At 59.4% G+C, this 13,365-nt stretch carries 15 protein-coding genes; 10 read left to right on the plus strand and 5 right to left on the minus strand.

Annotated elements, in window-relative coordinates:
• Positions 1-30: 30 nt before the first annotated feature.
• Genes C8N42_RS14140 through C8N42_RS14160 form a run of 5 tightly spaced genes read left to right on the plus strand, consistent with a single transcriptional unit; the run spans position 31 to position 3,113 of the window.
• Positions 31-744: a ComF family protein gene (locus C8N42_RS14140; protein ID WP_107817222.1), complete on the plus strand. Its 714-nt coding sequence runs from the start codon at positions 31-33 to the stop codon at positions 742-744.
• A gap of 38 nt (positions 745-782) precedes the next feature.
• On the plus strand, positions 783-1,040 hold the full coding sequence (gene grxC, locus C8N42_RS14145; RefSeq protein ID WP_107817223.1) for a glutaredoxin 3: 258 nt from the start codon (positions 783-785) through the stop codon (positions 1,038-1,040).
• 3 nt (positions 1,041-1,043) lie between these two features.
• On the plus strand, positions 1,044-1,880 hold the full coding sequence (locus C8N42_RS14150) for a carbon-nitrogen hydrolase family protein (protein ID WP_107817224.1): 837 nt from the start codon (positions 1,044-1,046) through the stop codon (positions 1,878-1,880).
• Positions 1,877-2,329, plus strand: coding sequence for a MarR family winged helix-turn-helix transcriptional regulator (locus C8N42_RS14155; protein ID WP_066703388.1), 453 nt, complete (start codon positions 1,877-1,879; stop codon positions 2,327-2,329). Before C8N42_RS14150 ends, C8N42_RS14155 begins: the two co-directional genes overlap by 4 nt.
• Positions 2,316-3,113, plus strand: coding sequence for a GNAT family N-acetyltransferase (locus tag C8N42_RS14160; RefSeq protein WP_107817225.1), 798 nt, complete (start codon positions 2,316-2,318; stop codon positions 3,111-3,113). Before C8N42_RS14155 ends, C8N42_RS14160 begins: the two co-directional genes overlap by 14 nt.
• Positions 3,114-3,116: 3 nt before the next feature.
• Here C8N42_RS14160 and ubiG read toward each other — a convergent pair whose 3' ends face one another.
• Positions 3,117-3,851 carry a bifunctional 2-polyprenyl-6-hydroxyphenol methylase/3-demethylubiquinol 3-O-methyltransferase UbiG gene (ubiG, locus tag C8N42_RS14165; RefSeq protein WP_107817270.1) on the minus strand — a complete coding sequence of 245 codons (735 nt, stop codon included), beginning with the start codon at positions 3,849-3,851 and terminating at the stop codon, positions 3,117-3,119.
• Between the two features lie 69 nt (positions 3,852-3,920).
• On the opposite strand from ubiG, the gene pip reads away from it, so the two are divergent.
• The 5 genes from pip (at position 3,921) to infB (ending at position 10,445) form a co-directional block, all read left to right on the plus strand.
• Positions 3,921-4,889 (plus strand): prolyl aminopeptidase, encoded by a 969-nt coding sequence (gene pip, locus C8N42_RS14170; RefSeq protein ID WP_107817226.1) that lies wholly within the window; start codon positions 3,921-3,923, stop codon positions 4,887-4,889.
• Positions 4,890-5,044: 155 nt separating this feature from the next.
• Entirely contained in the window at positions 5,045-5,632 is a 588-nt protein-coding gene (gene rimP, locus C8N42_RS14175) for a ribosome maturation factor RimP (RefSeq protein WP_107817227.1), read from the plus strand.
• Between the two features lie 13 nt (positions 5,633-5,645).
• The gene (gene nusA / locus C8N42_RS14180) at positions 5,646-7,256 is read left to right on the plus strand and encodes a transcription termination factor NusA (protein WP_107817228.1); all 1,611 of its coding nucleotides are present in this window, start codon (positions 5,646-5,648) and stop codon (positions 7,254-7,256) included.
• Between the two features lie 28 nt (positions 7,257-7,284).
• Entirely contained in the window at positions 7,285-7,917 is a 633-nt protein-coding gene (locus C8N42_RS14185; protein WP_107817229.1) for an RNA-binding protein, read from the plus strand.
• On the plus strand, positions 7,914-10,445 hold the full coding sequence (infB, locus tag C8N42_RS14190; protein WP_107817230.1) for a translation initiation factor IF-2: 2,532 nt from the start codon (positions 7,914-7,916) through the stop codon (positions 10,443-10,445). Before C8N42_RS14185 ends, infB begins: the two co-directional genes overlap by 4 nt.
• 90 nt (positions 10,446-10,535) lie before the next feature.
• Here the strand turns inward: infB and C8N42_RS21640 are convergent, their stop codons facing one another.
• The 4 genes from C8N42_RS21640 to C8N42_RS14205 all read right to left on the minus strand — a co-directional run bounded on the left by C8N42_RS21640 (position 10,536) and on the right by C8N42_RS14205 (position 13,338).
• Complete coding sequence (locus C8N42_RS21640; protein ID WP_170109308.1) at positions 10,536-10,676, minus strand: hypothetical protein; 141 nt, start codon at positions 10,674-10,676, stop codon at positions 10,536-10,538.
• 153 nt (positions 10,677-10,829) lie between these two features.
• Positions 10,830-11,228 carry an 8-oxo-dGTP diphosphatase MutT gene (gene mutT, locus C8N42_RS14195; protein WP_107817231.1) on the minus strand — a complete coding sequence of 133 codons (399 nt, stop codon included), beginning with the start codon at positions 11,226-11,228 and terminating at the stop codon, positions 10,830-10,832.
• Entirely contained in the window at positions 11,225-12,472 is a 1,248-nt protein-coding gene (gene argJ, locus C8N42_RS14200; protein ID WP_107817232.1) for a bifunctional glutamate N-acetyltransferase/amino-acid acetyltransferase ArgJ, read from the minus strand. The genes mutT and argJ overlap by 4 nt, the downstream gene beginning before the upstream one ends.
• A gap of 23 nt (positions 12,473-12,495) precedes the next feature.
• Entirely contained in the window at positions 12,496-13,338 is an 843-nt protein-coding gene (locus tag C8N42_RS14205) for a peptidylprolyl isomerase (RefSeq protein ID WP_107817233.1), read from the minus strand.
• Between the last annotated feature and the right edge of the window lie 27 nt (positions 13,339-13,365).

Below are 13,365 nucleotides of genomic sequence, written 5' to 3' on the forward strand. Positions count from 1 at the left end.
CGGGCGACAATTTAGGTAGTCGGACGGGAAATGCAAAGACTGGCCAAACTGATCTATCCGGCACAATGTCTGACCTGCGACGAAATGATCGAGGCGGAGCGTGGTCTGTGCCCGAAATGCTGGTCCGACACGCCGTTCATTGTCGATCATCCTTGCGACTGCTGCGGGCGTCCTTTGATGGGCGATGCCGAAGAAGGCGATCTGTGTGACGATTGCCGCAGCCGGCCAAAGGCCTGGGATCGCGGCCGGGCGGTGATGCTGTACGGCGGCAATGCACGATCCATGGTGTTGCGGTTCAAACATGGTGATCGCACCGATCTGGCGCATCCGATGGGGACCTGGCTCGCGGACGCCGCAGCCTCTTTGATTACGCGCGACACGGTGGTCGCTCCGGTGCCTCTGCACTGGTTTCGGCTGCTCCGGCGGCGTTACAATCAATCGGCCCTTCTGGCGCAGCGTGTCGCGAAACTCCATGGATTAGACTATACTCCGGATCTGTTGAAACGCCCCTCCGCCACGCGCAAGCTCGACGGAATGACGGCGGAACAGCGCCGCGATACCGTGGCGGGGACCATTCGGGTCAACGGCGCGCGGGAGGGACGGATCAAAGGCCGACCTGTACTCCTGATCGACGATGTGCTGACGACCGGCGCGACCTTGGGCGAATGTGCACAGGCCTGTCGCAAGGCCGGAGCCACATCGGTCAATGTCGCGGTACTGGCGCGCGTGGACAGGGAGGCCTAAATCCTTATAGTCACCGCAAGACAAAAGGATTTCCTCTCATGCAGCCCGTTACGCTCTATACAACGCCCATTTGCCCCTATTGCATCGCCGCCAAGCGTTTGCTCGACAGCAAAGGCGTCGAATACACCGACATCGACGTCATGGCTAATCCCGCGCTGCGTCAGGAAATGATGCAACGCGCGCCGGGCAGCTACACCGTGCCGCAGATTTTCATCGGTGAGACGCATGTTGGGGGCTGCGACGATCTGCATGCCCTTGAGCGCGCGGGCAAGCTCGATCCGCTTTTGGCGGGGTGATCCATGCTCCGCGTCGGTCTGATCACCCTGAATTCGAGCGACGATCCGCTCGCGAACCTGCCGATTACGCAGGGTTATGTGAATGCCGCCGCCGATGCGGGGGCGCAGATCGTGATGACGCCGGAGGTTACGAATTGCGTGTCTTCCTCGCGCGCGCATCAGAAAGAGGTGCTCTGTCACGAGGCTGAGGACCCGACGCTGGCCGCGCTGCGTGAAACGGCACGTTTGCGCGGGATTTGGGTCCTGATCGGCTCTCTGGGGTTGAAAACCGACGACCCGGACGGGCGTTTTGCCAACCGGTCTTTTCTGATCTCGCCCGATGGGGAGATCGCCGCGCGCTACGACAAGATTCACATGTTCGACGTGGATGTGAGCGAAACCGAGCGCTATCGCGAATCCGATGGTTATCGTCCCGGTGAAAGAGCGGTGGTTGCGACCACGCCATTTGCCAAGATCGGGATGACCATCTGTTACGATCTGCGGTTTCCGTATCTGCATCGCACGCTGGCAAAGGCTGACGCTGAGATCATCACCCAACCTGCGGCTTTTACCGCTGTGACTGGCGCCGCCCATTGGCATAGCCTGCTGCGCGCCCGTGCGATCGAGACCGGATGTTTCATTCTGGCGCCCGCACAGACCGGGCATCACCGCGAAAAGGTGGATGTGAACCGTCGCACCTATGGGCATTCCCTGGCGGTCTCGCCTTGGGGCGAAGTCATTTATGACGGTGGTATTGAGCCGGGTTGGGGTCTTGTCGAGATTGATCTGGCGGAGGTGACCAAGGCGCGCAAACGCATTCCGGCGCTGTTGCATGATCGGGAGTTCAGGGTCGAGACATGAGCGGGTCTTCCAACAACGACGCCCTCTCGGTCGCGCTGTTTTCCGAGATTTTCATGGCCGATCAGCTGGCGCGAAACCGGCTGACCAAAGCCTTGCCGAAAGGCATGGAGATTAGCCATTTCTCGCTTCTCAACCATCTGGCACGGTTGGGGGACGAACGTTCCCCGGCCCAGCTTGCTCGTGCGTTTCATGTCACACGCGGTGCGATGACCAACACGATCAACAAGCTGGAATGGGCGGGCTACATTCATGTGCGGCCCGACTGGGACGATGCGCGGCGCAAATTCGTGTCGATTTCACCCGCCGGACGTGCGGCGCGCGATGCGGCTCTGGCGGCGATTGCACCGATCCTCTCGGATATCGTCGAGGCTATCGGTACGGAACGGGTGAAGGCCGCTTTGCCGGTGCTACGCGAAATGCGAATACGGTTGGAAGATGACGGGTCTTAAGACGCTTGAGCTTGCAACGGATATTCTCGTCATGGGAGAGCAATCCGAACTGACGAACTATCCGGATCGCTTCGTGCAGAGGACGCCTGAGCAACCGGATTTCTGGTTCGGCAATCGCACGATTTTTAAATCCCTTCCCAAAGATGCGGAGGAGGTTGAGGCACAGATTTCCATCGCGCTTCGTGATCATCCCGGCGTGGATTTCTCCGTCATTTTCTGGGATGTGCCGGATGTAGATACAAAGCCCTTTACAGAGCCGTTCGAGGCGGCAGGCTATGAGATCGAGACCGGGATTACGCTTGCGGGCGATCTGGCGGTGCGACCGGGTTTGCCGGGAGGCATATCGTTTCGGGAAATCACCTCGGATGCAGCCTGGGAGGCTGTGATCGAGTTGCAACTCGCGGGTATGCTGGGCGATGGGTACGATCCGGACACAGCCGAAAGCTATATTCACAAGAGCTTTGCGCGTCGGCGTTCCGTAAGTGAGTCCGGGCGAGGCGGTTGGTTCGGTTTGTACGACGATGACTTGCTTGTGGCTGATATGGGCTTGGTTTGGTCGCCGGAACTGGTGCGGTATCAATCCGTTGAAACCCGCGAAAGCCATCGTCGCCGGGGTCTGTGCGCGGCACTTCTTGGGGAGGTCAGTGCTTATGCGTCCGAACGTCACCCCGGCGCGCGACAGGTTATCGTGGCGGAAGACGGCACCACCGCAGCGCGGCTGTATCAGCGCGCGGGATTCGTGCCGGTCGAGCGGGTGGTGTCTGCGTCACGAACGCCGAAATAGGGTCTATTTCTTGATCGAGGCTGTCACGTAATTGACTGAAAGATCGCGCGCGGAGATCGACCATTTCCAGAGCACCGGGTTGAAGACGAAGCCCTTGCGATCCACCGGTTCGAGACCCGCCTTTGTGATCAGATCGAACAACTCATCGGGTGTGATGAATTTCTTCCACTCATGCGTGCCCTTGGGCAGCCAGCGCATCACCACTTCTGCGCCGAAAATCGCCATGGCATAGCTTTTTGGATTACGGTTCAGCGTCGAGCAGATCATCAACCCGCCGTGTTTCAGAAGCGCCTGACAGGCAGTAAGATAGGCAAGCGGATCGGCGACGTGCTCGACCACTTCCATGTTCAGTACCACATCGAATTTCTCACCGGCTTCGGCCAGTGCTTCGGCGGTGGTGTGACGATAGTCGATCTCAAGCCCGGATTGTTCGGCATGAAGACGTGCGACGGGCAGGTTGCGTTCGGCGGCATCGGCGCCGATCACAGTGGCCCCAAGCCGCGCCATCGGTTCGGACAAAAGCCCGCCACCGCAGCCGATGTCCAGCAGACGAAGACCCTCAAAGGGCTTGTCGGTGGAGAGATCGCGCCCGAACTCCGCGGCGATTTGCGTGGTGATGTAATCGAGCCGGACCGGGTTCATCATGTGCAAAGGCTTGAACTTGCCGGTCGGGTCCCACCATTCGGCGGCCATGGCCTCGAATTTCGCGACCTCATCGGGGTCAATGGTGGTTTGCATGATCGCCTCCTTCATGTTCAACTCGATCCGTCGGGACATCCGCTTGTGCCCGTTCTATATAGGAAACCCATGGACAAGGTCTCAGGCCAAAAGAGCGCATACAGTTATCTTTATCCGCAAATCGCGGTGTATGACCACCGCATGCTGGATGTGGGCGACGGGCACAAGCTTTATGTGGAACAAAGCGGCAATCCCGTGGGGATACCGGTTGTTGTTCTGCATGGCGGGCCGGGTGGCGGGTGCAGCCCTTATATGCGGCGCTATTTCGATCCGTCGATCTATCGTATCATTCTGTTCGATCAACGCGGCTGTGGCAAATCCCGGCCTTTTGCCTCGGTTGAGGCGAACACCACATGGCATCTCGTGGCGGATATCGAGCGAATTCGCGAAGCCCTCGGGATTGAGCGCTGGATGGTGTTCGGCGGAAGCTGGGGCGCGACTTTGGGTGTGGCCTATGCCGAAGCGCATCCGGAGCGCGTGATCCATCTGGTGCTGCGCGGTGTGTTCCTTGCACGCAAAAGTGAACTCGACTGGTTCTATGCCGGGGGCGCGGGGCGGTTCTGGCCGGATCACTGGGCGGAGTTTCGCGATGTCATCCCGGCAGAGGAACAGGGCGATCTGATCGCGGCCTATCACCGGCGTCTGTTCAGTGGCGATCACCGGCAGGAAGTGACCTATGGCCGGATCTGGTCGCGTTGGGAAAACGCTCTGGCGTCCTTGGGCTCGGATGGTGTCGTGGGCGATCCCGGACCGGAATATGCCCGGACTTTTGCCCGAATCGAGAACCATTACTTCATCAATGGTGCGTTTCTCGACCATGATGGACAGCTTTTGAACGACATCAACCGGCTCGCGGAGGTGCCCGGCACCATCGTGCAGGGGCGGTTCGATATGATCTGTCCACCTCAGACGGCTTATGATCTGCACAAGATCTGGCCGAAATCGCGATTGATCATGGTGGGGCAGGCGGGGCATGCTCTGTCCGAGCCGGGGATCACGGAGGCGCTGGTGATGACCATGGATCGGTTGGGGCGCTGATCAGGGCTTGCAGATTCGTCCCGGTGCGCGTATAGACCCCCACAACAGCGGCGCTGTCGGGAGTTCCCGAAGCTCCACCGGGAAAGATCGACGGGCCGCGCGCCCGTTTTTTTGTGCCCTCATGTGAGGGCTTTGCCAGTTCTGAAAGGCAAGACATGTCCGAACTGATTGCCAAGACCGCGATCGACCGCCGGATGGCGGAAATCGTCGGCCCCGTCATCGAAGGGATGGGGTTCGAGCTTGTGCGTGTGCGTCTGATGTCCTCGACCAAATCGAAGACCCTGCAAATCATGGCCGAGCGTCCCGAAGGTGGCATCGAAGTGGACGAATGTGCCGAGATTTCCACAGCGGTTTCTGCTATTCTCGACGTCGAAGATCCGATCGAAGACGAATATACGCTCGAAGTGTCGAGCCCTGGGATCGACCGCCCGCTGACCCGTTTGAAGGATTTTGCGACCTTCGAAGGGTATGAGGCCAAGATCGAGACGACCGAGATGATTGACGGTCGCCGCCGCTTCAAAGGCGTGTTGGCCGGTGTCGAAGGCGATGAAGTGCTGATCACGCTCGACGAGAATGGTGAAGACGTCACCATCGGTCTGAATTTCGACTGGCTGTCGGACGCGAAACTCGTGCTGACCGATGAACTGATCCGCGAAATGCTGCGTCAACGCAAAGCGTCCGGCGCAATCGACGAAACCCAATTTGACGATATCGAGACCGACGACGGGTCTACAGAGGATTGAGAGAGGACTGAATATGGCAATCACCTCTGCAAACCAGCTTGAGCTGTTGCAAACCGCCGAGGCCGTGGCCCGCGAGAAGATGATCGACCCGAACCTCGTGGTCGAAGCGATGGAAGAGTCCCTCGCCCGTGCCGCGAAATCGCGCTACGGCTCGGAGATGGACATCCGCGTCCACATCGACCGCAAGACCGGCCGCGCCACCTTTACCCGTGTGCGCACGGTCGTTGAGGATGAAGAGCTTGAGAACTACCAGGCCGAGTTGACCGTTGAGCAGGCCAAACAATACATGGCCGACCCGCAGATCGGCGATGAGATCAAGGACGAGGTTCCGCCGGTGGAGCTTGGCCGGATCGCGGCGCAATCCGCGAAACAGGTCATCCTGCAAAAGGTGCGCGAAGCCGAGCGGGATCGTCAGTATGACGAATTCAAGGATCGCGTGGGCACCATCATCAACGGTGTGGTGAAACGCGAGGAATACGGCAACGTGATCGTCGACATCGGTCGTGGCGAAGGTATCCTGCGCCGCAATGAGAAGATCGGCCGTGAGACCTACCGTCCGAATGACCGCATCCGCTGCTACATCAAGGATGTGCGCCGCGAAGTGCGCGGTCCCCAGGTGTTTTTGAGCCGCACCGCACCGGAATTCATGGCCGAACTGTTCAAGATGGAAGTGCCGGAGATTTACGACGGGATCATCGAGATCAAGGCTGTGGCCCGCGATCCGGGCTCGCGCGCGAAGATTGCCGTGATCTCCTACGACAATTCCATCGACCCGGTTGGTGCCTGTGTCGGTATGCGCGGATCGCGTGTGCAGGCCGTGGTGAACGAGCTTCAGGGCGAGAAAATCGACATCATTCCGTGGAATGACGATGCGCCGACTTTCCTCGTGAACGCGCTGCAACCGGCCGAAGTGTCGAAAGTTGTGCTCGATGAGGACGCTGGCAAGATCGAAGTCGTGGTGCCGGACGAGCAACTGTCGCTCGCCATCGGTCGTCGCGGTCAGAACGTGCGTCTGGCGTCCCAGCTCACCGGGCTGGACATCGACATTCTGACCGAGGCCGAGGAATCCGAGCGTCGTCAGAAAGAGTTCGCGGCCCGCACGCAGCTCTTCATGGACAGTCTCGATCTCGACGAATTCTTCGCCCAGCTTCTGGTGTCTGAAGGCTTCACCAACCTCGAAGAAGTCGCTTATGTCGACGTCGACGAGCTTCTGGTGATCGACGGTGTGGACGAAGATACGGCAAACGAGCTTCAGGCCCGCGCCCGTGACGTGCTCGAAGAAGCCAACCGCAAGGCGATGGAACATGCCCGTGAGCTGGGTGTGGAAGACAGCTTGGTTGATTTCGAGGGCCTGACACCCCAGATGATTGAGGCACTGGCCGAGGACGGCGTGAAGTCGCTCGAAGATTTCGCGACCTGCGCCGACTGGGAACTTGCCGGTGGCTGGACCACCGTGAACGGCGAACGTGTGAAGGATGACGGTGTCCTCGAAAAGTTCGACGTTTCCCTCGAAGAAGCCCAGAACCTCGTGATGACCGCGCGCATTCAGCTTGGCTGGGTGGACCCGGCCGATCTCGAATCCGAGGAAGAGGTTGAAGAAACCGAAGAGGAGAACGAGGCCTGATCGGGCCTCGTTTGTAAGAAGGTGAGCGATGAGCAGAGGCGGACACACGAAAGTCAGGGATGAGGCGGAGCGGCGCTGCATCGTCACGCGTGCGGCGGAGCCGCGGCGTGGTCTCATCCGGTTCGTGGTGGCGCCCGACGGGCTCATCGTTCCCGATCTGGCCGAAAAACTGCCGGGCCGTGGCATCTGGGTGAGCGCGGACCGCGCCGCTCTGGAAGAAGCGGTGAAAAAGAACCTCTTTGCCAAGGCCGCGCGTCAGCCGGTGACGGTGCCGGAGGATTTGGTCGATCTGCTCGAAGCGGGTTTGGCAGATCGGGTGGTGCATTTGATTTCACTCGCACGTAAGGCCGGACAGGCGGTGTGTGGATTTGAAAAGGTGAAGGGCTGGCTGGCCGATGGGCACGCGAAAGTGCTGCTTCAGGCCTCCGACGGCTCGGAACGCGGCAAGGGCAAGCTTTGGACGCCCGAAGGCGGGCGTTGGTTCGGGCATTTGACCAGTGCCGAATTGGGTTTGGCTTTTGGCCGTGAAAGTGTGATACATGGCGCGCTCTCTGGTGGCGGACTCGCAACACGTGTTGTAGAGGATGCCAACCGCCTGATGGGCGTGCGCGAGACAATCGGTGGAGAGGGCTCCGCCGGGAAGGGTAAGACGACGAAATGAGCGATACAGACGGCAAGAAAACCCTCGGCATTCGTGGCGGTTCCGGTTCGGTGAAGCAGAGCTTCTCGCACGGGCGCACGAAGAATGTCGTGGTGGAAACCAAACGCAAACGTGTTGTGGTGCCGAAGCCGGGTGCTTCCAAGTCGTCGGGCTCGGGCAACCCTGCGCTGGGCGACCCGTCGAAACGTCCGGCTGGCATTTCCGATGCGGAAATGGAGCGCCGGATGAAGGCGCTCGCCGCTGCTAAGGCGGCGGAGGCCGAAGAGGCGAAAAAACGCGTCGAAGAAGAGAAAGCCCGTGAGGAAGAGCGCGAGCGCCGCCGTCGCGAGGCCGAGGAAAAGGCCCGCGAAGAGGCGGAGCGCGAAGCCGCGCTGAAAGCCAAAGAAGAGGAAGACGCCCGTGCGGCGCGTGAGGCGGAAGAAGCCAAGAAACGCGAAGCTGCGGCGAAATCCGCCGCAAAGAAACCGGCCGCGGCTGCCCCTGCCGAGAAGACCGACGATCCGGCTGCGGCTCAGGCCGCAATGCAGAAACAGGAACGCGGCGGTCGTGTGGCCACGCCGACGCGCGGGCGCGACACTCGCGAAGAAGACAACCGCAGCAACCGTGGCAAAGGTGGCGATGACAACCGTCGTTCCGGCAAGCTGACCATCAAGCAAGCGCTCGACGGTGGCGAAGGTGGGCGTCAACGCTCGATGGCCGCGATGAAACGCAAACAGGAACGCATGCGCCAAAAGGCGATGGGTGGCGGCGAATCGCGTGAAAAGATCGTGCGGGACGTGCAGGTGCCGGAAACCATCGTGGTCTCCGAACTCGCCAACCGGATGGCAGAGCGCGTCGCCGATGTCGTGAAATCGCTCATGAAAATGGGCATGATGGTCACACAGAACCAGTCGATCGACGCCGATACCGCCGAACTGATCGTCGAAGAATTCGGCCACCGCATTCAGCGTGTGTCCGATGCCGACGTCGAGGATGTGATTCAGTCCGTTGAGGACAAAGCCGAAGATCTGAAACCGCGTCCGCCGGTGATCACCATCATGGGCCACGTCGACCACGGGAAAACCTCTCTGCTCGACGCGATCCGTCATGCCAACGTGACCTCAGGTGAGGCTGGCGGCATCACCCAGCATATCGGTGCCTATCAGGTGAAAACGGAATCGGGCTCCGTGCTGACCTTCCTCGATACGCCTGGTCACGCCGCCTTTACCTCCATGCGCTCCCGTGGGGCGCAGGTGACGGACATCGTGGTTCTGGTCGTGGCCGCCGATGACTCGGTCATGCCGCAAACCATCGAGGCCATTGCTCACGCGAAAGCGGCGGGTGTGCCGATGATCGTGGCGATCAACAAATGCGACAAACCGGACGCCGATCCGATGAAAGTGCGCACCGAACTTCTCCAGCACGAGGTGATCGTGGAGGAAATGTCCGGCGAGGTGCAGGACGTTGAAGTGTCTGCCAAAACTGGCATGGGTCTCGACAATCTGCTCGAAGCCATCGCGCTTCAGGCCGAGATTCTCGAACTTAAGGCCAATCCGGATCGTGCCGCAGAAGGTGCGGTGATCGAAGCCCAGCTTGACGTGGGCCGTGGTCCGGTTGCGACCGTTTTGGTGCAGAAAGGCACGCTCAAACGCGGCGACATTTTCGTCGTGGGTGAGCAATGGGGCAAGGTCCGTGCGCTCGTGAATGACAAGGGTGACCGCGTCGATGAGGCCGGACCGTCCGTGCCGGTCGAGGTGCTTGGTCTCAACGGAACGCCGGAAGCCGGTGACGTGCTCAACGTCGTCGAGACGGAGGCACAGGCCCGTGAGATCGCCGAATACCGCGAACAGGCTGCGAAGGACAAACGCGCTGCCGCCGGTGCCGCGACGACCCTCGATCAGCTTTTGGCGAAAGCCAAGGCCGACGAGAACGTCAAGGAACTGCCGATCCTGGTGAAAGCCGACGTGCAGGGGTCTGCCGAAGCCATCGTTCAGGCGATGGAGAAAATCGGCAACGAAGAGGTGCGTGTGCGCGTGCTGCACTATGGTGTGGGTGCGATCACCGAAACCGACATCGGTCTGGCCGAAGCTTCCGGTGCGCCGGTCATCGGCTTCAACGTCCGTGCCAATGCGCCCGCACGCAACGCCGCAAACCAGAAGGGCGTGGAAATCCGCTATTATTCCGTGATCTACGATCTCGTGGATGATGTGAAAGCGGCGGCTTCCGGTCTTCTGTCCGCCGAGATTCGCGAAAACTTCATCGGTTATGCGCAGATCAAAGAGGTCTTCAAGGTCTCCGGTGTGGGCAAGGTTGCCGGCTGTCTCGTTACCGAAGGGGTGGCGCGCCGCTCTGCCGGTGTGCGCCTGCTGCGTGACGATGTGGTGATCCACGAAGGCACGCTCAAAACGCTGAAGCGCTTCAAGGACGAAGTCAAAGAGGTCATTTCCGGTCAGGAATGCGGGATGGCCTTCGAGAATTACGACGATATCCGTCCGAACGATGTCATCGAGATTTTCGAACGCGAGGAAGTGGAACGTCAGCTCGATTGAGCTGTGCGACCCTTTTGAGACCAAAGCAAAAGGCGCGCCATGGAGCGCGCCTTTTTCGTGGAACTGAACTGATTACGAGAGCTAAGGGTCTCAGGCGGCTTTCGTGTAGGACACCGGCTTGCCGACAAACGTCTTTTCGCCAACACGCACCTGAATCTTCCCGTTTCCGGTCTCGCCAACATAGTGGCCCTGAACGGAAATGTACTTTCCAAGAATGATTGAACGCATCATTGCTTTATCCCCGGTTGAATGACGTTATCCGAGATTTACACAAATACTGTCAAAAATCATTTACAAATTTAAGACAACTTACGCATTTAAGCACAAATATTGTGCAATTATGTGATTTATCGAAAGAAAATAATGTTTCATCTTGGTTGAAACTCACAAAAGATCACGCAAAATTGGAATCAGGGGGATGTCTGCGGGCGGCATGGGATAATCGCGCAACTCCGAAGCTTTCGCCCATTTCAAAACCTGTCCTTCGCGGGGCTGGGGAATGCCGTTCCATTTGCGGCAGGCAAATAGCGGCATCATTAGATGGAAATCGTCGTAGCTGTGCGAGGCAAAGGTCAGTGGGGAGAGACAGGAATTCCAGGTCTCGATGCCGAGTTCCTCGTGCAATTCCCGAACCAATGCCGCTTCCGGCGTTTCTTCCGGTTCGACCTTGCCGCCCGGGAATTCCCACAGACCAGCCATGGATTTACCCTCGGGGCGCTGCGCGAGAAGTACGCGGCCCTCAATGTCGATGAGGGCCACGGCAGAAACAAGAACCAGTTTCACGAGCGATAATCCGCATTGATCGTGATGTAGCCATGGGTCAGATCGCAGGTCCAGACAGTGGCGCTGCCGTTGTCGAGGCCAAGATCGACACGAATGACAATCTCGTCGTTTTTCATATAGGCGGCACCGGCCTCTTCTGAATAAGAGGGAGCAACCCAGCCGTTTTCCGCCACAAGAATATCGCCGAACCAAATGGTCAGACGATCCCGTTCGGCACGTTCGCCGGATTTTCCGACGGCCATGACGATACGGCCCCAGTTCGGATCTTCGCCTGCGACGGCGGTTTTCACCAGCGGCGAATTGGCAATGGCCATGGCGACGCGATGCGCGGGGCCGCTGGCATTGGCGCCGGTGACCTGCACCTCGATCAGTTTGGTCGCGCCTTCGCCATCGCGGGCGATCTGGATCGCGAGATCCTTCATCACCGCATGCAATGCTTCGCGGAAGGGACGAACGCGCGGATCGGCGAAGTCGGTGATCGTCTCCATCCCCGATTTGCCCGTTGCGGCGACCAGAACCGTGTCGGAGGTCGAGGTGTCGCCATCGACGGTGACGCAGTTGAACGTTTTGGCGTTTTCAAGCCAGAGACATTGCTGAAGCACATCACGTGTGATCGCCGCATCGGTGAAGATGTAGCAGAGCATGGTCGCCATATCGGGAGCGATCATACCGGAACCTTTGGCAAACCCGGCGATCTTGACTTCGACACCGTCGAGCGTGAGGGCCTGCGTCGCGCCTTTCGGAAAGGTGTCGGTGGTCATGATCGCGCGGGCGGCCATTTCCATCGCGTTCACATCGAGAGCTGCGTTCAGTTCACCGATCTTGGCGGTGATCCGTTCCCATTTGATCGGTTCGCCAATCACGCCGGTCGAGGAGGTGAAGACGCGGTTTTGCTCGATCCCCATTTCCTTGGCCACGGCGGCGGTGATTTTCGCCACCGAATCAAAACCGCTTTTGCCGGTGAAGGCATTGGAGTTGCCGGAATTCACGAGGATCGCCGCCTTGCCGGGAAGATCGAGCCCGATCTTGTCCTGACAGTCGATCACTGCGGCGGAGCGGGTGGTCGAACGGGTAAAGACACCGGCGATGGCGCTGCCTTCGCAAAGCTCGGCCAGCATGACGTCGGTACGACCCGCGTAACGCACCCCGGCCTCAAGGGCGGCAAAGCGCACCCCTTCGATCACAGGCAGTTCGGGAAATCCCTCTTTCGGGGCGAGGGGGGAAACGTGATCAATCTTGGCCATGCTTGGCGTCCTTTGGCGTGATGTCAGTTCGCGATCAGATCGTCCATCCGCAGGGCGGAGGGCTCGATGCCTTCGACCATCTCCACATTGCCCTCGGATTCGAGCGAGTCGAGTTTTGCGCGGATGGCTTGTTCCTGAATATCGGCGGTCAATTCGTCCTGCACGTCTTCGAGCGGCGGCACTTCGGCCAGACGGGTTTCCATCAGTTTGATGACGTGCCAGCCGAACTGGGTCTGAACCGGTTCGGAAATCGCGCCCTCTTCCATGTCCACCACGGCTTCCTCGAAGGGAGCGACCATCATACCCTTGCCGAACCAACCGAGATCGCCACCGTTGGGACCCGACGGGCCGGTGGATTTCTCACGCGCGAGATCGCCGAAATCTGCGCCGTCTTCCAGAGCGGCGATGATCTCTTTCGCCTCGTCCTCGGTTTCGACGAGAATATGCGCGGCGTGATATTCACGGCCCGGTTCGAAATCCGCGAACTTGGCGTCATAGGCTTCCTTGAGCGCTTCGTCCGTCACCGCCGCATTGGCGATGGTCTCAAGCGCATGACCGGCGATCAAAACGCGTTCTTCATTGGCGAGTTGATATTTCAGCGCGTCGGTAATGTCGCCTGCGGATTGTTTCAGCAGCTCCTGCTGCACGATCTGGTTCACGATGCCATCAAAAAGCTGTGCGTCGGGCAGGCTTTGGTACTGTTCCGGCAGGGATTGGCGGGCGGCGATCAGGTTGCCGAGGGTGATCTCCACCCCGTTGACACGCGCAACCACGGTGTTTGCGGTCATATCTTCGGCAAATGTAGGGGCTGTTGCGGCCATTGCCAGCGAAAACAGGGCTGCGGTAGCGGAAATGCGGTATTTCATCGAGAAAATCCTTCCTGTCGGCGCCAT

This window comes from Celeribacter persicus (assembly GCF_003050785.1).
Lineage (GTDB): Bacteria > Pseudomonadota > Alphaproteobacteria > Rhodobacterales > Rhodobacteraceae > Celeribacter > Celeribacter persicus.